We start from the raw sequence: 21,638 nt of genomic DNA, 5'->3' as shown, positions 1-21,638 counted from the left end.
CATAAGAGCAGGCACCTTGCCAGCGATATCCGCCAAACCATCGTTTTCCGGATGATGGAATCCTGGTCTGCATGGTGGATGCGTGGTTATACTCACCCGCACGCAGCGGGCCCATGCCCGCCGTGCTCAATGGAGGGAAACAGCCCCATGGCACGCATCGTGTTCATCGGCGCGGGCAGCGTCGAGTTCACCAAGAACGTCCTCTCCGACCTCCTGACCTTCCCCGAGCTGGGGGAGTCCACCCTGGTCCTGCACGACATCGACGCCGAGCGGCTGGCCACGGCCGAGGCCATGGCGAACTGGATGGTCGCCGAGCTGGGCCTGGGCGCCAAGGTGGAGGCGCACCTCGACCGGCGGGCCGCCGTGGACGGCGCCGACTACGTGATCAACGAGATCGCGGTCGGCGGCCACGCGGCCACCCGCATCGACTTCGAGATCCCCCGCCGCTACGGGCTGCGGCAGACGATCGCCGACACCCTCGGCGTCGGCGGCGTCTTCCGCGCGCTGCGGACGATCCCGGTGATGGTGGCCCTGGGCACGGACCTGGCCGAACTGGCCCCGGACGCGCTGCTGCTCAACTACACCAACCCGATGGCGATGATCCCCCGCGCCGTCTACGAGGGGACCGCGTTCAGGAACGTCGTCGGGCTCTGCCACTCCGTACGCGACACCCAGGCCCGGCTCGCCTCGCTCGTCGGGGTGCCGGAGAAGGAGGTGTCGTTCGTCACCGCCGGGGCCAACCACCAGGCGTTCGTGCTGAAGTTCGAGCACAAGGGCAGGGACCTGTATCCGGTGCTCGACGAGGTCATCGCCCGCGACCCGGAGCTGCGCCGTACCGTGCGGGTGGAGATGTACCGCCGATTCGGTCACTTCCCCACCGAGAGCAGCGAGCACGGCTCGGAGTACCTGCCCTGGTTCCTGCACCACGACGACCAGGTGGAGCACTTCCGCATCCCCGTCGAGATCTACCTGCAGTGGTCGCAGGAGAACCTCGGCACGTACGAGGAGACCAGGCGGCGGCTGGCCGCCGGGGAGGGCGTCGAGATCGAGCCCGCCGGGGAGCTGGCCTCGGAGGTCATCCACTCCATCGAGACCGGCACCCCGAGGGTCGTGCACGGCAACGTGCGCAACGGCGGCCTGATCTCCAACCTGCCCGAGGACGCCTGCGTCGAGGTGCCGTGCCTGGTGGACCGGGCCGGGATGCGCCCGACCCGCATCGGCGCGCTGCCGCCCCAGCTCGCCGCGCTGAACCGGACGTTCCTCAACGTCGGCGAGCTGACCGTGCGCGCGGCGCTGGAGGGCCGCCGCGATCACGTCTACCACGCCGTCATGCTCGATCCGAACGCCTCGGCCACGCTGACGCTCCAGCAGATCCACGACCTCGTCGACGACATGATCGCCGCCCACGGCGACCTGCTCCCCGAGGGCGTCCGATGAGGCGCGCGCCGGTCGCCGCCCTGCTCCTCGCCCTGGTGGTCACCGGCTGCTCGGGCGGCGGCCAGGAGCAGGCGGCCGGCGGCCCCGTGGAGATCACGATCTGGCACGGCCAGGAGGACACCTCCGCCAAGTCGATCGAGAAGCTGGTCGCGCGGTTCAACCAGGGCCACCCCGGCATCAAGGTGAAGACCGAGTCCGGCGGGGCCACGGCCGACGGGATGCTGCCCAAGCTCACCGCGGCGCTCGCCTCCGACGCCTATCCCGACATCGCCTACCTGTACGGCTCCTGGACCCCCAACATCGCCAGGAACCCCAAGACGGCCGACCTCACCGAGATCGTCAAGGACCCGGCGATCGACTGGCAGGACTTCTGGGCCGGCGAGCGGGAGTCCGTCACCGTCAACGGCAAGGTCATCGCCTTCCCCGCCGTGGTCGACAACATGGTGGTCCTCTACAACAGGAAACTGCTGGCCAAGGCCGGTGTCGAGGCGCCCGGGCCGGACTGGACCTGGGACGACTTCCGGGCCAGGGCCAAGCAGGTCACCAGCGCCGAGGACGGAGTCTTCGGCGCCACCTGGGCGATCAGCGGCGGCGAGGAGGCGGTCTGGGGCCTGTGGCCGATGCTCTGGCAGGCCGGCGGCGACATCCTCACGCCCGACCACAAGAAGGCCGCCTTCAACTCCGCCGCCGGCCAGCAGGCGCTCGGCAGGCTGCGGGACATGGCCGTGGACGACAAGTCGGTCTATCTCGACTCCAGCCCGGCGGAGAAGGGGCAGAAGCTGTTCGAGTCGGGGCGGCTCGGCATGTTCATGACCGGTCCCTGGGTGCTGCCCGACCTGCAGGCGGCCAAGGTCGACTACGGCGTCGCACAGCTGCCCGGCACCAACGGCAACCACGAGACGATCTCGGGGCCCGACAACTGGGTGGTGTTCGAGCACGACGAGCGCCGGGTCAAGGCCGCGGCCACGTTCCTGGCCTGGCTGACGGCGGCCGAGCAGCAGCTGGAGTGGATGAACGACACGGGCTCGCTGCCGATCCGCCAGTCGATCACCAAGCTGCCTGGTTATAAGGACTATGTCGCGAAATATCCGGGCATTGAGGTGATCTCGGCGAACCTGGCCAACGCCAAACGGGTCCGGCCCCCGACCACCCGATACCCCCGGGTGTCCGCGTTCGTGGCCGAGGCCATCGCCCAGGCGCTGCTCGGCAAGAGCGACGCCAAGACCGCCCTGGACCAGGCGGCCGGCAAGGCGGACGCCGCGCTGGCCGTACCGGGATCATGAGCAGCACCGCGCTCGGCGCCGCCCGCACCGGGCACCGGCAGCCCCGCGACCGGCGCAGGCTCGGCGACAACGTCGCCGGCTGGTCGTTCTCGGGGCCCGCGTCGCTGGTCATCCTCGGGTTCTCGCTCGTGCCCATGGCCTGGGCGCTGGCGTTGTCGTTCACCGACTCCGACCTGATGACGCCGGGCACGAACGTGGGCCTGGCCAACTACCGGGCGCTGCTCGACGACGCCGTGTTCCTCCAGGCGGTGGCCAACACCGGGCTGCTGCTGGTGCTCTACATCCCGGCCTCCCTGGTCACCGGGCTGGTCGTGGCCGTGCTGCTGAACAGGAAGGTGCGCGGGATCGGGTTCTACCGGACCTGCTTCCTGGTGCCGTACATCGTCTCGGCCACCGCCACCGGGCTGCTCATGGGCTACATCTTCGATCGGGACTTCGGGTTGATGAACGGCCTGCTCGTCAAGCTCGGGCTGCCGGTGCAGGGGCTGCTGAGCGACCCGTCGCAGGCCATGCTGGTGCTCACCCTGATCTTCTTCTGGACGCGGTTCGGATTCGCCGTGGTGATCTACCTGGCGGCCATCCAGGAGATCAGCAAGGAGGTGCTGGAGGCCGCCTCGATCGACGGAGCCGGGTCGTGGGCCACCTTCAGGCACGTCATCGTCCCGTCGGTACGGCCGATGACGATCTTCCTGACGGTCTGGGGCATGATCGACGCGCTGCAGTTCTTCGACCTGGTCATGACCACCACCAAGGGCGGCCCGGCCAACGCGACCGTGACCATCGTCTACTACGTCTGGCAGCTCGCCTTCACCTTCAACACCGCCGGGTACGGCGCGGCCGTGGCGTACGTGCTGTTCGCCGGCACCCTGGTGCTGATCGTCACGGGCCTGCTGATCGCCCGGCGGAGGGGAGCCACCGGATGAGACCGCCCAGCAAGTGGCACCTGGTGCTGGTGCCGATGTCGGCGGTGGTCGTGCTGCCGTTCGTGTGGCTGCTGCTCAGCTCCGTCATGACCCAGGCCGAGCTCAACCGGTTCCCGCCGGCGATCTGGCCCGAGGCCGTGGACCTGGGCGGCTACCGCACGGTCGTCGAGCGCTCGAACTTCCCGCGCTGGTTCCTCAACAGCGTGATCGTCTCGGGCGCCATCGTGGCGGCCCAGCTCGTGCTGTGCAGCATGGCCGGGTACGCCTTCGCCAGGATCAGGTTCGCCGGCTCCAAGACGCTGCTGATCCTGGTCATCGCCACCGCGCTGATCCCGTTCCAGCTGACGGTCATCCCGACGTTCCTGATCTTCAGCGAGGCCGGGCTGACCGACACGCTCGGCGCGCTGATCGTGCCGTCGCTGGCCTCCGCCGTGGGCATCTACCTGATGACCTCGTTCTTCCAGTCGTTTCCCAAGGAACTGGAGGAGGCCGCGCGGATCGACGGCTGCTCGCGCTTCGGCGTGTTCTTCCGGGTCGTGCTGCCGGTGGCCAGACCGGCGATGGCCGCGCTGGCCGTGATCACGTTCATCACGGCCTGGAACGACCTGTTCTGGCCGCTGGTGGCGATCAACTCCGAGGCCAACTACACGGTGCAGGCGGGGCTGACGACCTTCCAGGGCCAGCACCGGGCCGACTGGCCGGCCATCATGGCGGGCACGGTGCTGACCACGCTGCCGGTGCTGGCCGTGTTCCTGTTCGGTCAGCGCCGTTTCGTCCAGGCGCTGACCGGCGCGGTCAAGGGCTGAGGTCGCGGTACGGGTTGGCGGGGAGCCCGGTGAAGGCGGTACGGCACCGCCACAGCTCCCCGCCCGTCCTGCCGTCCCACGCGGTGGTCACGAAGAGCACGTCGAGGTCGGGCCCGCCGAAGGCGCAACTCGTCACATCGGTGGCCGGCACCTCCACGGTCAGGTCGTGGCCGCCGTCGGGCCGCAGCCGCACGACCGCGCCCCCGCCCCACAGCGCGACCCACACGTGCCCGGCGGCGTCCACGGTGAGCCCGTCGGGCTGCGGGAGCTCGGCGAACGTCCGGCGGTCGGCCACCCCTCCGGTCGCCGGGTCGTAGTCGAACACGTCCACCCGGCCGGCGGGGGTGTCGACGTAGTAGAGCAGCCGCTCGTCGGGGCTCCAGCCGATGCCGTTGGAGATCGTCACCCCGTCGAGGAGGCGTTCCCACTGGCGATCGGGATCCATCCGGTACAGGTTGCCCGCCCCCGGGGTGTCGTCCTCGGCCTTCGTCCCGGCGAAGAAGCGCCCGGCGCGGTCGCACGCGCCGTCGTTCATCCGGTTTCCCGGCCGCTCGCCGGCGGTCACCGCCGCCACCACCTCGAGCTCTCCGCCGTCCAGGACGGCGAAGCCGTCGCGCACCGCCAGCGCCAGCCCGCCGGGCACCCGGGGCACCGCCACGCCCACCGGCTGCCCCACATCGATCGTCTCCTGCTCGTCGCCGGCCGGATCGAGCCGGTGCACCAGCCCCGCCGGGATGTCCACCCACAACAGCGTCCCCGTGCTCGCGTCCCACCGCGGACCCTCGCCCAGCCGGGCCCGGGGGACCGGCACCGCCTCCAGCCTCATCCCTTACTCCTGTCCGTATGGCGGAATGTGATTCCATAGCTCTGCGACGCCATGGCGCCGTCGCCCACGCGCGTGCGTCAGACCTGCTCGGCGACCGCCTGCCGCAGCTTGTGGCCGATCTCCTCCATCCTGGCCGGCGGCATCCGGTCCTTGAGCGCCGTCACGCTCACCGCCGCGACCGGCGCGGTCCTGCCCAGGAAGACGGGGACCGCCACGCAGCGCACGCCCGGCTCGTTCTCCTCCAGGTCGAGCGCGTAGCCGCGCCGGCGCACCTGGTCGAGGTGGGTGGCCAGCTTGGCGGGGTTGGTCATGGTGTTACGGGTCCTGGTGGCCAGCGGGCCGTACTGGGCGGTCCACGCCTTGATGGCCTCGTCCGTCGGGTACGTCCAGGCCAGCAGCGCCTTGCCGACGCCCGTGCAGTGGGCGGCGTTGCGGCCGCCCACCACAGACGTCATGGTGATCGTCCGCACCGCCTCCACCTTGTCCAGGTAGACGACCTCGCCGCCGTCCAGCATGGCCATGTGCACCGTCTCGGCGAACTCCTCGCTCAACCGCAGGAGCAGCGGCCGCACCAGGCTGCGCAGGTCCATCGTCTCGTAGAACCTGAAGGCCGTGGCCAGCATCTCGGTGCCGAGGAAGTACGGCCCGCTGGGCTCCGGCTGCGCGGCGAACCCCCGGTGCTTCAGGGCGCCGAGCAGCCGGTGCAGCGAGCTCTTGGGCAGGCCGAGCCTGGTGGCGAGCTCGTCGAGCGTAACGCCTCTGCTGTGTTTGCCGATCTCCTGCAAGATCAGCAGCGCGCGATCGACGCTTCCCACCGGGGACTGCCCGTCGGCCACTGCCCTCGCCTCCCTGTTCCGCTTTATGGAAGGCTAGCGCGTATCGCGGAACGACTCCAGTCAGCGGGTGTCGCCGGGCCGCGTGGCCCATCCTCCGTACTCGTAGCGCGTGTACCGGCCTCCCTGGTGGGGCTCGGTGTAGGCGCCCAGCTCGGCCGCGAAGTCCTCCGCGTCGTCCATCGGCCGGTAGCCGAGGGCGCTCGCCGCGGCGTTCTGCGTCCACCACGACCGCGTGTTGCGCGAGACGCCGTAGACGATCACGTGGCCCGTGCCGGGCGGCGCGGTCAGGCAGGCGTCGTAGAGCCGTGCCGCGTCGTCGTGGCTCAGCCAGGTGTGCAGGTGGCGCGGTTCGCTGGGGCGCTCCTCGAAGGAGCCGACGCGTACGGAGATCACGTCGAGGCCGAAGCGGTCGGCGTACAGGCTGCCCAGGGCCTCGCCGAACGCCTTGGCCGCGCCGTACAGGCCGTCGGGCCGCACGGCCTCCTGCCCGTCGAGGGCCGTGCCCGCGGGATGGAAGCCGGTGATGCGATTGGAGCTGGTGTTGACGACGAGCCGGACGCCTTCCCTGCGGCACGCCTCGAAGACGTTGTAGACGCCCTCCAGGTTGGGGCCCTTGATCGAGTCGAAGCCGGCCTCGTCGGAGACGCCTCCCAGGTGGATCACCGCCTCGGTGCCCCGCACGGCGGCGCGCACCTGGTCGAGGTCCAGGAGATCGGCCGGGACGAATTCCTCGTGCGCGGCCAGGGGCCCGACGTCGCGGAGGTCGGACAGGCGTACCCGCGCGATCTTCGGCAGCAGCGTGCGCCGCAGCGCCTGGCCGATGTTTCCGGCGGCTCCGGTCACGAGGACGTGTTCGGGGAGTCTGGTCATGATGATCTCTTATCCATGTTTTCCGGGATGCGGCCGGCGATCTGTTCACGGGCGTGCTCGCACTCGGCGAAGCTGTGCGGGCAGGCGAGGGCGTGCTCGACGAGCTCCTTGGCGGCCTGGGCCCGAGAGATGCGCCGTTCCAGCTCCTGGACGTGGTGGCGCAGCAGGTCCCGGTGGTCCATCGGATCGGCGGCCGACAGCAGCACGCGCAACTCGCCCAGCGTGAAGCCGGCCTCCTTGCCCATCAGGATCAGCGCCACCCGCTCGAGGTCGGCCTGATCGTAGGCACGCTGACCACCCGCGCGCCGCGCGGGTTCCAGCAGGCCCACGCTCTCCCAATGGCGCAGGACATGCGTTTCCAGGCCGAACCGCTCCGCCAGCTCTCCGATGGGCATCCCCTCGCTTGACTTCATGTGTACATTAACCGGCACGGTTTCGGCATGATCAAGCCGACCGTTGCGATGACGCGGGTGGTCAACTCCTGCGTCCTGCTCGAACTCGACGGCCACGCCGTCCTCACCGACCCCTGGTTCACCGAACGGTGGTGGCTGCGCCGGGGCGAGCCGCTGGGCCTGCGCGTCCAGGACCTTCCCCCGCTCACCGCCGTCGTCGTCACCAATCTGGCCACCAACCACTGGGACCTGCGCGCGCTGCGCCACCTCCCGGCACAAGACTCCACACAGCTGTACGTGCCCACGCGCGGGATGGCCCGCCGGGCCCGAGCCCTGGGATTCCGGCGGGCGGAGCACCTGAGGTGGGGGCGGACCCTCGACCTCGCGCCCGGCCTGTCCATGACGGTCGTGCCGTCCGGGCGAACCCTCGTGTGGCCCAACAACGCCTACGTCTTCACCACGGCGGGCGGCCGGGTCGTCTTCTTCGGCGGGGAGATGGGCGAGGTCGGCCCGCTGGAGCGATGCCGCGCCGACCTGGCCCTGCTGCCCGTCAACGGGCTGCGTCCCGTCTTCGGGCCCCGCCTGGTGATGGGGCCGGAACAGGCCGTCGCGGGGGCGTGCGCGCTCGGCGCCGAGGTCCTGGTCCCCGTGCACGACGCCCACGGGCACGACCCGCTGTCGCGGCTGTTCCGCACCGGCGGCACCGCCTCCGACGCGGCGGCCCTGGCGGGCCCGGAGCTGCGGGTGGTGGACCTGCCGACGGGCGAGCGCTGGGAACTCGACGCCTGATCATGAGCCGGGTGGCCCGCGCTCTCTAGCGCTTCCGCGAGTGGTCGAACAGTCCCAGCCGGCGCGCGTTCAACGCCACGTGGATCGCGGCGGGGGCCACAATGAGCGAGCCCAGCGTGTCGGTGGCGTAATGCGCTCCCAGGTAGATCCGCGCCAGCATCTGGCCGGCCACGAGCACGAAGCCCGCGGCCAGCACCGGCCGGTGGAAGCGAGTGTGCCTGACCAGGATCGCGACGGCGATCACGATCGACAGGGTCAGGCACACGTGACCGCTGGGGAAGCTGCCGGGGCCGAGGCCGAACACCAGGGCGTCGGAGACCGGGGGCCGGGAACGGGCGACGACCGTCTTGAGCACCCAGCTGACGCCCCACCCGGCCGCGATCACCACCAGCACGCGTCCGGCGGCCCGCGTGCGGCCCCAGACGGCCACTCCCACGACGAGGGCGGCGGCGAGGAGCGGGCCCATGACCGTGCCGAACCCCACGTTCAGGACCTGCGCCACCGCGGTCGCCCACGGGCCCCGGACCGACTGCACCCCGTCGCTCACGGCGGTGTCCACGGCGGTCCACGCGGGCGTGCGGGCGGCGAAGCCCATCACCGTACCGAGAACGAGGAGCGCCACGGAGACCGGCACCGGGAACCTCGCGCTGTTCGACCCCATGGTGGAACGATAAAGAGGGCCGGATAAGGGCGAGTTCAACCTCCGGGTGGCGCGGCCTTGACCGGCGGTGTCACCCGGCGTCCCCGGGCGGGTGCTCAGTGATGGCCGTCACGTTGCGCGACCGCTCCATTTTAGGATAGGCAAACCTAAGCACAAGTGCATGATGGATGGGGACAAAGTGGACCTGAGTCGACGCCGGCTTCTCTCGACCGCCGGAGGCGCAAGCCTGATGGCGTTGCTCGCCGCCTGCGGAGGTGCCGGAACGGGCGCCGGCCCCGCGGCGACGAAGGCTCAGGAACAGCCCGTCAGCGGCGGCACACTGCGCATCGGAGCGCTGGGCCGGGCCGGCGCCATCACCCGGGACCCCCACGGCACCCAGGCCAACGAGAGCGACTACCTGATCATCAGCCTGATCTACGACACGCTGACCGTCCCCGGTGCCGCCGAGAACACCGCGCCCCGGCTGGCCGCCGGCTGGAAGGCCGACGCCGACGTCAAGACCTGGCGCTTCACGCTGGCGCAGGGCGCGACGTTCCACGACGGCACGCCGGTCACCGCCGAGGACGTCGTCTGGTCGCTGCGCCGGCTGCGCGAGACCCCGGCCGGCGCGGCCCGGCTGCCCGGCGTCAAGGCCGACAACATCCGGGCCGAAGACGGCACCGTGGTCCTGACCTCCGACTACCCGAACGCCGACCTGCCGCTGATGCTGCGGCTGACCACGTTCGTGCTGAAGAAGGACACCAAGGAGGTGGCCGGCGCGCCGGGCAGCGGGCCGTTCAAGCTGGAGTGGTACCGCGACGGCAACGCCAGGCTGGTGCGCAACGACGCCTGGCACGCCGGAAAACCCCATCTCGACGCGATCGAGGTGAAGATCTTCGAAAGCCCGCAGGCCATGGCGAACGCCCTGCTGGGCGGCCAGATCGACCTGGCGTCCAACGTCGGCGCGGTCGCCGCCAGGACGGCGGCCACCCGGCCGGACGTCCAGGTCCTGCGCCGGCCCGACGACATGGCGATGCCCATCGTCATGCGCACCGCCGAGGGCAGCCCGTTCGCCGATCCCAGGGTCCGCGAGGCGCTCCGGCTGGCCGTCGACCGCGAGGCCATGGTCAAGCAGGTGCTCAGCGGCTACGGCAAGGTCGCCAACGACGTGCTCGGCACCGGCGACCCCGCCTACGTCAAGGACCTGCCGCAGCGCGCCCGCGACCTGAACCGGGCCAAGCAACTGCTCCAGGAGGCCGGGTTCGACCTGTCGAAGACCTACCAGCTGCGCACCACTGAGGACATCTCCGGCCTGGCCGAGTCCGCCGCCCTGTTCGCCACGCAGGTGCGCGAGGCCGGCGTGCGGATCGAGGTCGTCAAGGAGGACTCCGGCGCCTTCTGGGACAAGACCTGGCTCAAGGGCGACCTCTACACCACGTACTGGGGCACCAACGACTCGGTGCTCTTCTACGCCAGCAAGCTGCTGCTGACCGGTGCCGGGCAGAACGAGTCGGCGTGGAGCGACAGCGAGTTTGACCAGGCCTACAAGCAGGCCGTGGGAACGCTGGACGATGCCGCGCGGGCGCGGTCGCTGCGCAGGATCCAGGAGATCCAGCACGAGCGCTCCGGTTACGTGCTCTGGGGCATGGCCGACGGCATCGACCTGGCCGGCCCGAAGGTGCGCGACCTGCCCACCTTGCCCGGATACGGACGAGTGCAGCTCGAGCGGGTATGGCTGGCGCGCTGACGGCGCTGCGTCTGGGCGGGCTGCTCGCCCGGCGGATCGCCCTGCTCGCCGCGCTGCTGGCGCTGGTCTTCCTCGTCGTCGAGGCGCTTCCCGGCGACGCCGCGGACGCTACCGCCGATCGCGGTGAGAGCGCCGCCGACATCGCCCGGCGGCGCGTCATCCTCGGCCTGGACCAGCCGGTCGTCGTGCGCTTCCTGAAGTGGATGGCGGGACTGCCGACCGGCGATCTCGGGGTGTCGGCCCGCGGCGAGCCGGTGTGGGGGCTCCTCGCCGGCCCCCTGCCCAACACGCTGCTGCTGGGCGGCCTGGCCCTGGCGATCACTGTCGTCGCCTCGCTCGCGCTCGGATCCTGGGCGGCGATGCGGCCGGGATCGGCGGCCGACCGGGTCATCTCCGCGTCGGCCACCGCGGTGCTCGCGCTGCCGGAGTTCGTCATCGCGGTGGCGCTGGTGCTGGTCTTCGCGCTGTGGTCGGGCCTGCTGCCCGCCGCGACGCTGGCCGGCCCGGACGGCGCCCCCGCCTCGTGGACCATGCTGGTCCTGCCGGTGCTGGCGCTGGCGATCCCCCAGATCGGATGGAACGCCAGGATCGTGCGCGGTGCCCTCGGCGACGAGGCCAGGGCTCCGCACGTGACGGCGGCCGTGCTCGACGGCCTGCCGCCGACGCGCGTCCTGGCCCGCCATCTGCTGCCGGGCGCGCTGCCCGCCATCGCCGCGGGCGTGGCCACCTCCACCGGCATGCTGCTCGGCGGCGCCGTGGCGGTGGAGACGATCTTCAACTACCCGGGCGTGGGCGCGCTGCTCGCGGGCGCGGTGGCCGACCGGGACACCCCGCTCATCGCCGGCGTCGTCGCGCTGACCGGCGTGGTGATCACGTGCGTACTGCTCGCCGCCGACCTGATCCGCTCGTGGGCGGCGGGAGAGCGCCGGTGAAGCGCCTCCTGCCCGCCCTGCTGCCGGCGCTGCTCGCCCTCGCCGGGCCGCTGCTGGCGCCGCACCCCATGGACCAGCCGATCACGATCCCGTACGGCCCGGCCGGGGCGGACGGCGCGCTGCTCGGCGGCGACCAGCTGGGCCGCGACGTGCTGAGCAGGCTTCTGCACGGCGGGCGCGACCTGGTCCTCGCCTCCCTGGTCGTGGCAGTGCTGGTGACCGCGATCGCGGCCGTCCTCGGCGTGGCCGGGACGCTGCGGCCGGCGCTCGGCCGGGTCGTCGAGCGGGCGGCCGACGTGTTCATGCTGCTGCCCGCCGTGCTGGGCATCCTGCTGGTCACGCAGGCCTGGCCGGGCGGTGGCCGGATCGCGCTGGTGGCCGCGGCGGTGGCGCTCGGCACGCCGTACGCGGTGCGGTTCATGGCCGCCGCGGCGGCGCCCGTCGTGGCCGCCGGGTACGTGGAGGCGGCCGTCGCCGGCGGCGAGCGCACCTGGCACCTGGTCGTCCGCGAGGTGCTGCCGAACCTGCGCTCCACCGTGCTCGCCCTGTTCGGCCTGCGCTTCGTGGCGGCTGTCTACGTGGTCTCCACCGCGGCGTTCCTGCAGGTCGGCCCGCAACCGCCGGCGGCCGACTGGGCGTTGATGATCCGCGAGAACGGCGCCGGGATCGTCCTCAACCCGTGGGCGGTGCTGGCCCCCGGCATCGCGATCGCGTTGCTGGCGATGAGCGTCAACCTGGCGGCCGGCGCACTGACCCGGGAGGACCCGTGACCCCTGGCGGCTCCGCTGGCCGGCGTACGGATGTGGAGGCCCTGTGACCGCGCACGCCGTCGTGACCGATCTGACCGTGGCCGTGCGGGGCGGACCTGAGCTGCTGTCCGGCGTCGGCCTGACCGCCAGTCCTGGGCGCGTGCTGGCCCTGGTGGGTGCCTCCGGGTCGGGCAAGACCACGCTGCTGCGCGCCCTGCTCGGCGCCCTGCCGCCGGGCGCGGCCCGCCGCGCCGGCACCGTGCGGGTGCTCGGCGTGGACGTCTTCGGTTGCGGCCCGGCCGAGCTGCGCGAGTTGCGGCGCAGGCGCCTGGCCTTCGTGGGGCAGGACCCCGGCTCGGCGCTCAACCCGCGCATGCGGGTGGCCGCGCTGGTCGCCGAGACCGGTACGAACCTCACTCGCGCCGACATCGCCGCCCTGCTCGCCGAGGTCGGGCTGTCGGGCGTGCCCGGCCTGCTCGGCCGCAGAGCCGGCGAGCTGTCGGGAGGCCAGCAGCGCCGCGTCGCCCTGGCCAGGGCCCTGGCCCGGCGACCCGGCTTGTTGCTCCTGGACGAGCCCACCGCCGGGCTCGACCCCGCGCTGCGCGACGAGATCGGCGCGCTGCTGCGCCGCCTGGCCCGCGAGCAGGACGTCGCGGTGGTGCTGTCCTGCCATGACCGGGACCTGGTCGAGCGGGTGGCCGACGACGTGCTGGAACTGCCGGAAGGAGCCGCCGTCCCGCCGCCGGCGGCCCGGGCCTCCGTCCAGCCCTGCCGGACGCCTGTGACGGACACGGGAGCGCCGGCCCGTGGTCCGAACGGAGATGCGGCAGTGGCGGCCCGTGGTTTGAGCGGAGATACGGGAGCGCCGGCCCGTGGCCTGGACGCGGATGCGGGGCTGCGGGCCCGTGGTCTGGACGCGGACGTGGGTGCCGCCCGCCTGCCGGTGCTGCGCGGCGTCGACCTGGACGTGGCCGAGGGGACCGCGGTCGGCGTCGTGGGCCCGTCGGGTTCGGGCAAGACCACGTTGCTGCGCGCCCTGGTCGGCCTGCATCCCCGGTCGGGCGGCTCGCTCACCCTGGACGGCCTGGCCCTCCACCCCGACGTCCGCAGGCGCGGCCGAGACCAGCGGCGCAGGGTGCAGTTCGTGCCACAGAACCCGATGGGCGCGCTGAACCCCTCGGCGACCGTGTCCGCCGCCCTGGCCCGCCCGCTACGCCTGCACCGCAGGTGTGCCCGCTCCGCCGTGCCAGGCCGGGTGGCCGAGCTGCTGGAACAGGTCGGGCTGGGCGTCGAGCACGCGCATCGGTACCCGCACGAGCTGTCGGGGGGCCAGCGGCAGCGGGTCTCCCTCGCCCGCGCGCTGGCCGCCGAACCGGACGTGCTCGTGTGCGACGAGATCACCTCCGCCCTGGACGGCGGCACCGCGCGCTCGGTCATGGAGCTGCTGGCCCGCCTGCGGGAGACGCGCGGCACGGCCGTGGTCTTCGCCTCTCACGACCTCGGCCTGATCGAGCGGTACGCCGACGGAGTGGTGACGGTCAACGGAGCCTCTTCGGTGTGAAGCCCCGCCTGGGCGTCCGGCCTCCGGCGCGGGCGCGCACGGGTCGCAGGACGAGCAGCCGCCGGCCCCGGAGACGAACGCGAGCCGGCGCATGGCGGGTCAGTCTCCCGCGCCGGGCCGTACGATCATCAGGACCACGACGATCGCCCAGGCCAGGTTGTAGAAGCCGGCCAGCATGGACAGCGCGCGCAGCGGCCGTTCGCCGCCGGGCTCGCTGAGCGCGGCGCGCTGGCGCGGGTAGATCTGCGTGGTCAGCAGGCCGCCCGCGACGGCCGTGAGGATCATGGAGATGATGATCCAGATCTCGCCCATCCGGCCCTGCACGCTCGCCAGGATCATCCCGGCCAAGGGCACGATGAGCCCGAAGGCGGCGTAACCGCCGGTGATGCGGTGCAGCGCGACCGCCACCGCCCGGTTGCGCTCGCCCGGATCGGGCGGCTCGCCCTGCCCGCCGGCCGCGACCGGCGCGTAGCGGGGGAACAGGCTCGTCGCCACGGCCGAGCCGCCCACGAACACGATGCCGGCCAGGACGTGCACCGACAGCAGGACGTGCTCCAGCATTCCTCTACCTCCAACCTTCAGTGTGGCTGAAGCTTAGCGCAAGCTTCAGGCGGCCTGAAGGTTGGGCGGCATGCCGAGGGTGTTCCGAGATGATGAGGAGCCTCCCGCCCGGCGATGGGCGGGTTACTGGGGCGGAGCGAGCCCGGGAGCGGGGGCAAGCTGACATGGGGCCGGGCCCCGAGAAAGGCGGCCAACTTTCACTTTTCGGAACGATAGTCTAACCTTCGGAACATGTCCGAGATGGCTGCCGAGTCCAAGCTCGTCGGATCCGACCGCGTGCTGGCGGTTCTGGCCGAGCTGGCTCGCCACCCCGACGGGATCGGCCTGGAGGAGATGGCCCGAGCGGTGGCCAGCCCCAAGCCGACGGTGCACCGTGCCCTGGCGTCGCTGCGCCGTGCCGGGTTCGCGGCGCAGCACGGCCACGGGCGGTACGTGCTCGGCGACGAGTTCCTGCGGATGGCCTTCGCCCACCACGAGGCCCGGCCGGACCACGTACGGGTCACGCCGATCCTCCAGGCCCTGTGCGAACGCTACGGCGAGACCGTGCACTACGCGGTGCTGGAGGGGACGTCGGTCGTCTACCGGTCGAAGCTCGACCCGTCCGACGGGGCCGTCCGGCTGACCTCCGTCGTCGGGGGCCGCAACCCGGCCCACTGTACCGCCGTCGGCAAGGTGCTGCTGGCCGACGCCCTGCGCACCGAGGACGCGGTGCGCCAGTGGGTGGGGGACCGGCGGCTGGCAAAGCCGACCGAGCGCTCGATCGGTACGGTGGAGCAGCTGCACGACGAGCTCGTGCGCATCCGCGAGCTGGGCTACGCCGCCGACGACCAGGAGAACGAGCCGGGTGTCAACTGCGTGGCGGTCCTGGCCTACCTGACCTCGCCCACCGTGCCCAGCGGCGCCGTCAGCGTCAGCGGGCTGGCCTACCGGACGCCGCTGAAGTCGCTCGTCGACGACCTGCCCGCCATCCGCGGCATCGTCGCCGGGCGGGAGACGCCGTGAAAGAGCCCGTGAACCTCGCCCGTACCGTCCCGATCCGAACACGGAGAAAGCGTTGTACCTGATGCGCATCGGCGCGCCCGGCGCCGAGAAGCCCGTCGTCCGCGTGGACGACACCCACTACGTCGACGTCAGCGACCTCACCCCGGACTTCGACGAGAAGTTCTTCGGCTCCGGCGGCGCCGCCCTGCTGAGCGATCCGGTCGCCGACCGGATCGCGCGCGGACAGGTGCGCGCGTTCGGGGACGAGCGCGTCGGCGCGCCGATCGCCCGCCCGCACCAGATCCTGTGCATCGGCCTGAACTACAGCGACCACGCCGCCGAGACCGGCCAGGCCGTCCCGGCCGAGCCGATCCTGTTCACCAAGTCGCCCAACACCCTCATCGGCCCGTACGACGAGGTGCGCATCCCCCGCGGCTCCACCAAGCCCGACTGGGAGGTCGAGCTCGGCATCGTGATCGGCAGGCGCACCTCCTACCTGGACTCGGTCGAGGAGGCCGCCGGCGCCATCGCCGGCTACTGCGTGGTCAACGACGTCAGCGAGCGCGCCTTCCAGATGGAGCGCGGCGGCCAGTGGTCCAAGGGCAAGTCCGCCGAGACCTTCAACCCGGCCGGCCCCTGGCTGGTCACCGGCGACGAGATCCCCGACGTCAAGAACCTGGGCATGTGGCTCGACGTCAACGGCGTGCGCCGGCAGACCGGCTCCACCAAGACGATGATCTTCGACCCGTACTTCATCGTGCACCACCTGAGCCAGTTCATGGTGCTGGAGCCGGGCGACCTGATCAACACCGGCACCCCGCCGGGCGTCGGCATGGGCTTCAAGCCGCCGATCTGGCTGCAGCCCGGCGACGTCATCGAACTGGGCATCGACCGCCTGGGCGCGCAGCGCCAGCAGGTCCTGGGCCCCCGGTAAGGACAGATATGAGCGTCACCCGTTCCGAGAAGCGGCGGCTGGCCACCCCGGACCCCGCCGTCCTGGCGGCGGTCGAGGCCGCCGTGCCCGGGATCACCCGTACGCGGGCCACCGACCGGCTCGGCATGGCCCATGACGCCTCCCACTACCTGCTCACCCCGCAGGCGGTCCTGGTGCCGGAGAGCGCCGAGCAGGTGGCGGCGCTCATGCGGACCGGGCTGCCGCTGACGTTCCGCTCCGGCGGCACCAGCCTGAGCGGGCAGGGCGTGAGCGAGCACCTGCTGGTCGACACCCGCCGGCACTTCCGCGGCGTCGAGGTGCTCGACGGCGGCGCCCGGGTCCGCGTGCAGCCGGGCGCCGTGCTGCGCCAGATCAACGCCCGGCTGGCCGCCCACGGCCGCAAGCTCGGGCCGGACCCCGCCAGCGAGTCGGCCTGCACGATCGGCGGCGTCGTCGCCAACAACTCCAGCGGCATGACCTGCGGCACCCACGCCAACACGTACCGGACGCTGGAGTCGCTGGTCCTCGTGCTGCCCAGCGGCACGGTCGTCGACACCGCCGCGCCCGACGCCGACGCGCGGCTGCGCGCCCTGGAGCCCGAGCTGGCGCAGGGCCTGGAACGCCTGCGCGACCGCGTCCGCGGCAACCCCGAGTCGGTGCGGCGCGTCACCGCCCAGTTCTCCCTGAAGAACACCATGGGGTACGGGCTCAACAGCTTCCTCGACCACGACACGCCCGCGCAGATCCTCGCCCACCTCGCGGTCGGCAGCGAGGGGACCCTGGGCTTCGTCGCCCAGGCGGTCCTGCGCACGGTCCCGGCGCACCGCCTGGCCACGACCGGCCTGCTCGTCTTCCCCACGCTGCGCCGGGCGATGGCGGCGATGCCGCAGCTCGTCGCCGCCGGCCCCGCCGCCGTCGAACTGCTGGACGCCGAGTCCCTGCGGGTGGCCCAGCGCGACCCCAAGGCCGACGACGTGCTGCGCACGCTGACCGTGCGGGACCACGCCGCGCTCCTGGTCGAGTGGCAGGAGTCGGACCCCGAACCGCTCGCCGAGCACGAGCGCACGGCCGAGCGGCTGTTCGCCACGCTCGACCTGGCCGCCCCGGCCCGGCTGAGCAGGGACGCGGGCGGCCGGGCCGCGCTCTGGCACATCCGCAAGGGCCTGTACGCCACCGTCGCCGGCGCCCGCCCCAGCGGCACCACCGCGCTCCTGGAGGACGTCGCCGTCCCGGTGCCCGTCCTGGCCGACCTGTGCGACGACCTGGCCGACCTGTTCGCCAAGCACCGCTACGAGCGCAGCGTCATCTTCGGCCACGCCAAGGACGGCAACCTGCACTTCATGCTCAACGAGCGCTTCGACACCGACCTGGAACGCTACGCCGACTTCACCGAGGACATGGTCGCCGCCGTCCTCGACCGGGGCGGCACGCTCAAGGCCGAGCACGGCACCGGCCGCGTCATGGCCCCCTTCGTCCGCCGCCAGTACGGCGACGAGCTGTTCGAGGTGATGCGCGAGGTCAAGCGGCTGTGCGACCCCGGCGACACGCTCAACCCCGGCGTCGTCCTCACCGACGACCCGCACGCCCACCTGCGCGACCTCAAGTCCGTCGTCACCGTCGAGCCCGAGGTCGACCGGTGCGTGGAGTGCGGCTACTGCGAGCCCGTCTGCCCCAGCCGCGACCTCACCACCACGCCGCGCCAGCGCATCGTGCTGCGCCGCGAGCTGGCCGCCGCCCGCGCCGCCGGGGACCACGCGCTCGCCGAACGGCTGGAGGAGGAGTACGGCTACGACGCCGTGGACACCTGCGCCGTGGACGGCATGTGCGCCACCGCCTGCCCCGTCCTGATCAACACCGGTGACCTGACGAAACGCCTGCGCGAAGAGCGCCACGGCCGTGCCGCCCGCGCAGGCTGGAAGTCCGCCGCCAAGCACTGGAACGGCGTGACCCGCGCCCTCGACCTGGCCCTCGACGCCGCCGCCGCGGCGCCGGCCTCGCTCGCCGAGGGCGCCGGCAAGGCCGCCCGCGCCGTGGCGGGCCAGGACGCCGTCCCGCAGTGGAGCCGCGACCTGCCCCGGGGCGGGACGCCCCGCCGCCCGGCCCCTGCCGAGGACGCCGACGCCGTCTTCGTCCCGTCCTGCCTGAACACCCTGTTCGCCCCGGCCGAGGGCGGCCCCGGCGCGATGGCCGCGCTGCTGAGCCTGGCTGAGCGGGCGGGCGTGCGGCTGCACGTGCCCGACGGGATCGGGAGCCTGTGCTGCGGCACGCCCTGGTCGTCGAAGGGCCTCACCGACGGCTACGAGGTGATGCGCCGCCGGGTGCGGGACGCGCTGGCGACGGCCACGGACGGCGGCCGGATCCCGGTCGTCAGCGACGCCGCCTCCTGCACCGAGGGCTTCGAACGCCTCACCGCCGCGGCCTCGCCCGCCGTGCGGGTGCTCGACGCGGTGGCCTTCACCGCCGAGCACCTCCTTCCGCGCCTGCCCGCGGCCCGCCGCCTGCCCTCGCTGGCCCTCCACCCGACCTGCTCCTCGACCCGGCTCGGTCTCGACGCCGCCATCACCCGCGTCTCCGAGACCGTCGCCGAACGGGTCGTCGTGCCCGACGGCTGGCAGTGCTGCGCCTTCGCCGGCGACCGCGGCCTGCTCCACCCCGAGCTGACCGCCTCCGCCACCCGGGCGGAGGCCGCGGCCGTGGCGCGGGAGGACTTCGCCGCCCACGCCTCGGTCAACCGCACGTGCGAGCTCGGCCTGACGCGCGCCACCGGCAAGCCGTACCACCACCTCCTGGAGCTCCTGGACCGGGTCACTACCCCTTGACGGCCGCGCCGGTGACCGAGGAGGCCCAGTACAGGGCCCTGGCCACCTGCGGGAACAGCCCCTTGGGGTGGTTGCGGAACATCGGCTCCGTGCCGAACAGCACCACGGCCGCGCCCCGCTCGTCCCTGCCGCTGACCACGGCCGCCTGCCCCCTGGCGGCGTCCTGGCCGCCGGTGCCGTCGGCGTCGGGCCGCCAGTGGCCGGAGACCAGCGGGCCCTCGGCCGCGTACGACTGCTCGACCGTGACCTCCGGCCCGAGGCCGGTGAACCAGCGCGGCGAGTACACGAACGAGTGGTCCGGCGACCCGCCGCCCACCTGACCGCCCGTGGAGAGCACGCGTACGACGCCGTTGGCGTCGCCGCGGCCCGCGACGGCGGTCGCGGTGAGCAGCCCGGCGGCGGCGTTGAAGGTGGCGCCGGTGCCGCCACGGGTGATCACGCCGCCGGTGGTCAGGAACGCGTCGAGCGCCGCCTTGGCCGCCGGGTTGAGCGCGGTGTAGCTCAGCCCGCTGGAGACGAACAGCACGTCGGTGCCGCTCCAGTCGTAGCCCGCGTTGAGGACCGCCGTGGAGACGGGGGTGACGGCGAAGCCCAGCTCGCGCAGCGTGAACAGCTCGTCGGCCGAGGCGGCCGCGGCGATCCTGACCCGCGAGAGCGGCACGCCGGACGCTGTGCCCGCCGGGGTGAGGACGACGCCGTAGCGCTCGGAGACCGCGCGGGCGGCCGCCCGCGCCGAGGCGGGCACGACGGCCGCGCCGTCCGCCCAGGTCACCGCCGTGCCCTGGGCGAGCAGGTCGTTCAGGGCGAGGACGTCCTTGGCGTCGCTCACCTTGAGCGCGAGCGCCCCGGGCGTACGGGGCACGGACCCGGTCGGCGCGGCGGTCTTGACCGGGTCGGCCTGCACGCGCAGGGACGTGACGCCGTCCACGCCGGCTCCCCACAGCAGGCCGTGGCTCCAGCCGGAGATGTCGTACATGGCGTCCACCCTGGGCGAGATGTCCGCGCCCGCCTCCAGCATCACGTTGGCCAGCCCGCGCTTCGGCTGGCGCATGTCCACCACGTACGACCCGGCCGGATACGTCCTGCCGTCCGCCCGGAACGCGTGCCTGGCCCGCTCGACCCGCACGTCGTTCGCGATCAGGTGGTCGACCAGGCGCGCGGCGGCCGCCTGCGAGCGCCGGCCGGTGATGACGTACGCCCGGGGGAAGGTGGTGGTGTAGACGTCCTCCGGCCCGAACCCCGGCACGATGCCGAGCGGCACCGTCCTGGACGGCTCCCCGGCCGCGCCCCGCCGGAACACCTCGATCTGGTCGGCGATCAGCCGGTCGTGCCGGTCGCGCACGAAGGCGTAGGTGGCCCGGATGGCGGCGGCGGCCACGTCGGTGTTGATCGCGGAGCGGCGGCGCAGCTCCTCGACCGGCTGCTGGGTGTAGTCGGAGCCGTTGACCCGCAACGGGATCTCGACGGTGTGCGCGGCCACCGCGCCGTGGAAGGGCGCGTACTGCGGCGTGAAGATCGGCGGCCAGTCGTCCCAGCCCTCGGCTGAGTCGCGGAACGGGATCTGCGCCGGGTACACGCCGTCCTTCTCGGCGGTGTAGCCCAGCCCGTTCACGGCGGCCTCCATGCCGAGGCCGTTGGCGTAGGTGTTCTGGATGAACAGGTCGTACTCGTAGTTCGCGCCGTGCGGCGGCGTGGTCGGCTCGATGAGCGTGCCGTTGACGTAGCCGTGCAGGTCGATCATGGTGACCGGCTGGGCGTCGATCATGATCTGGCGCATCGCCCGCACCTCCGGCTGGGAGGCGGTGACGAAGTCGCGGTTCAGGTCGAAGCCCGCGCCGTTCTGGCGCACGCCGTTGACGCGGCCGTCGGGGTTGGCGGTGATGTTGAAGTAGAGGCGGGTGCGCGCCAGCAGGTCGGCGATCCTGGGGTCCTTGCTGGTGGCGAGCTCCTCGATGACGCGCAGGGCGGCGTCGGTGCCCTCCCACTCGTTGCCGTGAATGTTGGCGTTGACGAAGACCGGCGCCTTGTACCTCTTGACCAGCTTCCGGTCGCGGGCGGCGGCGGCCGGGTCGTTCTCGATGCGCTCGCGGATGCGCTCCTGCTCGCGCGTCTCGGCGGCGCTCTCCGGCGCGGTGACGGTCACCAGGTAGAGGTCACGGCCACCGTACGAGTGGCCGATGACCTGCGCGCTGACCCGGTCGCCGCGCTGCTGGAGGTCGTTCAGCCGGGGCGCGATGCCGTGGTGGGGCACCAGGCCCAGCTTGATCGAGGCGTCGGCCGGGTTCTCCGGGGGTACCGGCAGCCGGGTCCGGCGTGGGTAGCCCCGCTCGTGCGACAGGGTGCCGGGCCGCTCGGCCTGCTCGGACTGGGTGGCCGCCAGGGCGTCGGCCCGTTCGGGCACGTCGGCGGCGACCTCGTTCCGCTCCGGGCCGTTGCCGAAGTCGCGCACGGCGGGGGAAGGGGGCGCGACCGGGCCGGCCGACACCGCCTGCGGGACGAGCGGGATCAGCAAGAGCGCGGCGAGCAGGGCAGGGGGCAGGCGCAAGGGAGTC

At 72.6% G+C, this 21,638-nt stretch carries 19 protein-coding genes; 12 read left to right on the top strand and 7 right to left on the bottom strand.

What is annotated here, in order from left to right; genetic code table 11:
• Positions 1-147 precede the first annotated feature (147 nt).
• From ACFKCF_RS19795 to ACFKCF_RS19780, 4 genes are read left to right on the top strand one after another with little or no spacing between them, the layout of a single operon-like run.
• On the top strand, positions 148-1,437 hold the full coding sequence (locus tag ACFKCF_RS19795; protein ID WP_394495485.1) for an alpha-glucosidase/alpha-galactosidase: 1,290 nt from the start codon (positions 148-150) through the stop codon (positions 1,435-1,437).
• The gene (locus tag ACFKCF_RS19790) at positions 1,434-2,720 is read left to right on the top strand and encodes an ABC transporter substrate-binding protein (RefSeq protein WP_394495483.1); all 1,287 of its coding nucleotides are present in this window, start codon (positions 1,434-1,436) and stop codon (positions 2,718-2,720) included. Before ACFKCF_RS19795 ends, ACFKCF_RS19790 begins: the two co-directional genes overlap by 4 nt.
• The gene (locus ACFKCF_RS19785; RefSeq protein WP_394495481.1) at positions 2,717-3,643 is read left to right on the top strand and encodes a carbohydrate ABC transporter permease; all 927 of its coding nucleotides are present in this window, start codon (positions 2,717-2,719) and stop codon (positions 3,641-3,643) included. The genes ACFKCF_RS19790 and ACFKCF_RS19785 overlap by 4 nt, the downstream gene beginning before the upstream one ends.
• Complete coding sequence (locus tag ACFKCF_RS19780; protein ID WP_394495479.1) at positions 3,640-4,449, top strand: carbohydrate ABC transporter permease; 810 nt, start codon at positions 3,640-3,642, stop codon at positions 4,447-4,449. Before ACFKCF_RS19785 ends, ACFKCF_RS19780 begins: the two co-directional genes overlap by 4 nt.
• Here ACFKCF_RS19780 and ACFKCF_RS19775 read toward each other — a convergent pair.
• From ACFKCF_RS19775 to ACFKCF_RS19760, 4 genes are all read right to left on the bottom strand, one after another.
• Positions 4,439-5,275: an SMP-30/gluconolactonase/LRE family protein gene (locus ACFKCF_RS19775; protein WP_394495477.1), complete on the bottom strand. Its 837-nt coding sequence runs from the start codon at positions 5,273-5,275 to the stop codon at positions 4,439-4,441. The genes ACFKCF_RS19780 and ACFKCF_RS19775 overlap by 11 nt on opposite strands.
• A gap of 77 nt (positions 5,276-5,352) precedes the next feature.
• Positions 5,353-6,111 (bottom strand): IclR family transcriptional regulator, encoded by a 759-nt coding sequence (locus ACFKCF_RS19770; protein ID WP_394495475.1) that lies wholly within the window; start codon positions 6,109-6,111, stop codon positions 5,353-5,355.
• Between the two features lie 60 nt (positions 6,112-6,171).
• Positions 6,172-6,981, bottom strand: coding sequence for an NAD-dependent epimerase/dehydratase family protein (locus ACFKCF_RS19765; protein ID WP_394495474.1), 810 nt, complete (start codon positions 6,979-6,981; stop codon positions 6,172-6,174).
• On the bottom strand, positions 6,978-7,376 hold the full coding sequence (locus ACFKCF_RS19760) for a MerR family transcriptional regulator (RefSeq protein WP_394495472.1): 399 nt from the start codon (positions 7,374-7,376) through the stop codon (positions 6,978-6,980). Before ACFKCF_RS19760 ends, ACFKCF_RS19765 begins: the two co-directional genes overlap by 4 nt.
• 45 nt (positions 7,377-7,421) lie before the next feature.
• Between ACFKCF_RS19760 and ACFKCF_RS19755 the strand changes: the two genes are divergently transcribed.
• Positions 7,422-8,162, top strand: coding sequence for an MBL fold metallo-hydrolase (locus ACFKCF_RS19755; RefSeq protein ID WP_394495470.1), 741 nt, complete (start codon positions 7,422-7,424; stop codon positions 8,160-8,162).
• Between the two features lie 25 nt (positions 8,163-8,187).
• Here the strand turns inward: ACFKCF_RS19755 and ACFKCF_RS19750 are convergent, their stop codons facing one another.
• Entirely contained in the window at positions 8,188-8,823 is a 636-nt protein-coding gene (locus ACFKCF_RS19750; protein WP_394495469.1) for a phosphatase PAP2 family protein, read from the bottom strand.
• Positions 8,824-9,052: 229 nt separating this feature from the next.
• On the opposite strand from ACFKCF_RS19750, the gene ACFKCF_RS19745 reads away from it, so the two are divergent.
• The 4 genes from ACFKCF_RS19745 to ACFKCF_RS19730 are packed head-to-tail and all read left to right on the top strand — an operon-like array spanning position 9,053 to position 13,791.
• Positions 9,053-10,549, top strand: a complete 1,497-nt coding sequence (locus ACFKCF_RS19745) for an ABC transporter substrate-binding protein (protein ID WP_394495467.1) — start codon at positions 9,053-9,055, stop codon at positions 10,547-10,549.
• On the top strand, positions 10,534-11,481 hold the full coding sequence (locus ACFKCF_RS19740; RefSeq protein ID WP_394495465.1) for an ABC transporter permease: 948 nt from the start codon (positions 10,534-10,536) through the stop codon (positions 11,479-11,481). Before ACFKCF_RS19745 ends, ACFKCF_RS19740 begins: the two co-directional genes overlap by 16 nt.
• The gene (locus tag ACFKCF_RS19735) at positions 11,478-12,251 is read left to right on the top strand and encodes an ABC transporter permease (protein ID WP_394495464.1); all 774 of its coding nucleotides are present in this window, start codon (positions 11,478-11,480) and stop codon (positions 12,249-12,251) included. Before ACFKCF_RS19740 ends, ACFKCF_RS19735 begins: the two co-directional genes overlap by 4 nt.
• 43 nt (positions 12,252-12,294) lie before the next feature.
• On the top strand, positions 12,295-13,791 hold the full coding sequence (locus tag ACFKCF_RS19730) for an ABC transporter ATP-binding protein (RefSeq protein WP_394495462.1): 1,497 nt from the start codon (positions 12,295-12,297) through the stop codon (positions 13,789-13,791).
• A gap of 99 nt (positions 13,792-13,890) precedes the next feature.
• Here ACFKCF_RS19730 and ACFKCF_RS19725 read toward each other — a convergent pair whose 3' ends face one another.
• Positions 13,891-14,352, bottom strand: a complete 462-nt coding sequence (locus ACFKCF_RS19725) for a hypothetical protein (RefSeq protein ID WP_394495460.1) — start codon at positions 14,350-14,352, stop codon at positions 13,891-13,893.
• A 231-nt stretch (positions 14,353-14,583) separates the two neighbouring features.
• Here ACFKCF_RS19725 and ACFKCF_RS19720 point away from each other — a divergent pair, with 231 nt between their 5' ends.
• The 3 genes from ACFKCF_RS19720 (at position 14,584) to ACFKCF_RS19710 (ending at position 19,086) form a co-directional block, all read left to right on the top strand.
• On the top strand, positions 14,584-15,354 hold the full coding sequence (locus ACFKCF_RS19720; RefSeq protein ID WP_394495458.1) for an IclR family transcriptional regulator: 771 nt from the start codon (positions 14,584-14,586) through the stop codon (positions 15,352-15,354).
• A gap of 61 nt (positions 15,355-15,415) precedes the next feature.
• Complete coding sequence (locus ACFKCF_RS19715) at positions 15,416-16,267, top strand: fumarylacetoacetate hydrolase family protein (protein ID WP_394495590.1); 852 nt, start codon at positions 15,416-15,418, stop codon at positions 16,265-16,267.
• A gap of 8 nt (positions 16,268-16,275) precedes the next feature.
• Complete coding sequence (locus ACFKCF_RS19710; protein ID WP_394495456.1) at positions 16,276-19,086, top strand: FAD-binding and (Fe-S)-binding domain-containing protein; 2,811 nt, start codon at positions 16,276-16,278, stop codon at positions 19,084-19,086.
• On the opposite strand, the gene ACFKCF_RS19705 is transcribed toward ACFKCF_RS19710, so the two are convergent.
• Entirely contained in the window at positions 19,076-21,631 is a 2,556-nt protein-coding gene (locus ACFKCF_RS19705) for a M14 family zinc carboxypeptidase (RefSeq protein ID WP_394495454.1), read from the bottom strand. The two genes, ACFKCF_RS19710 and ACFKCF_RS19705, sit on opposite strands and share 11 nt — an antisense overlap.
• Positions 21,632-21,638: the final 7 nt, after the last annotated feature.

The organism is Nonomuraea sp. JJY05, from assembly GCF_043496855.1.
Classification (GTDB): domain Bacteria; phylum Actinomycetota; class Actinomycetes; order Streptosporangiales; family Streptosporangiaceae; genus Nonomuraea.
This window is presented reverse-complemented; position numbering and strand designations above follow the sequence as displayed.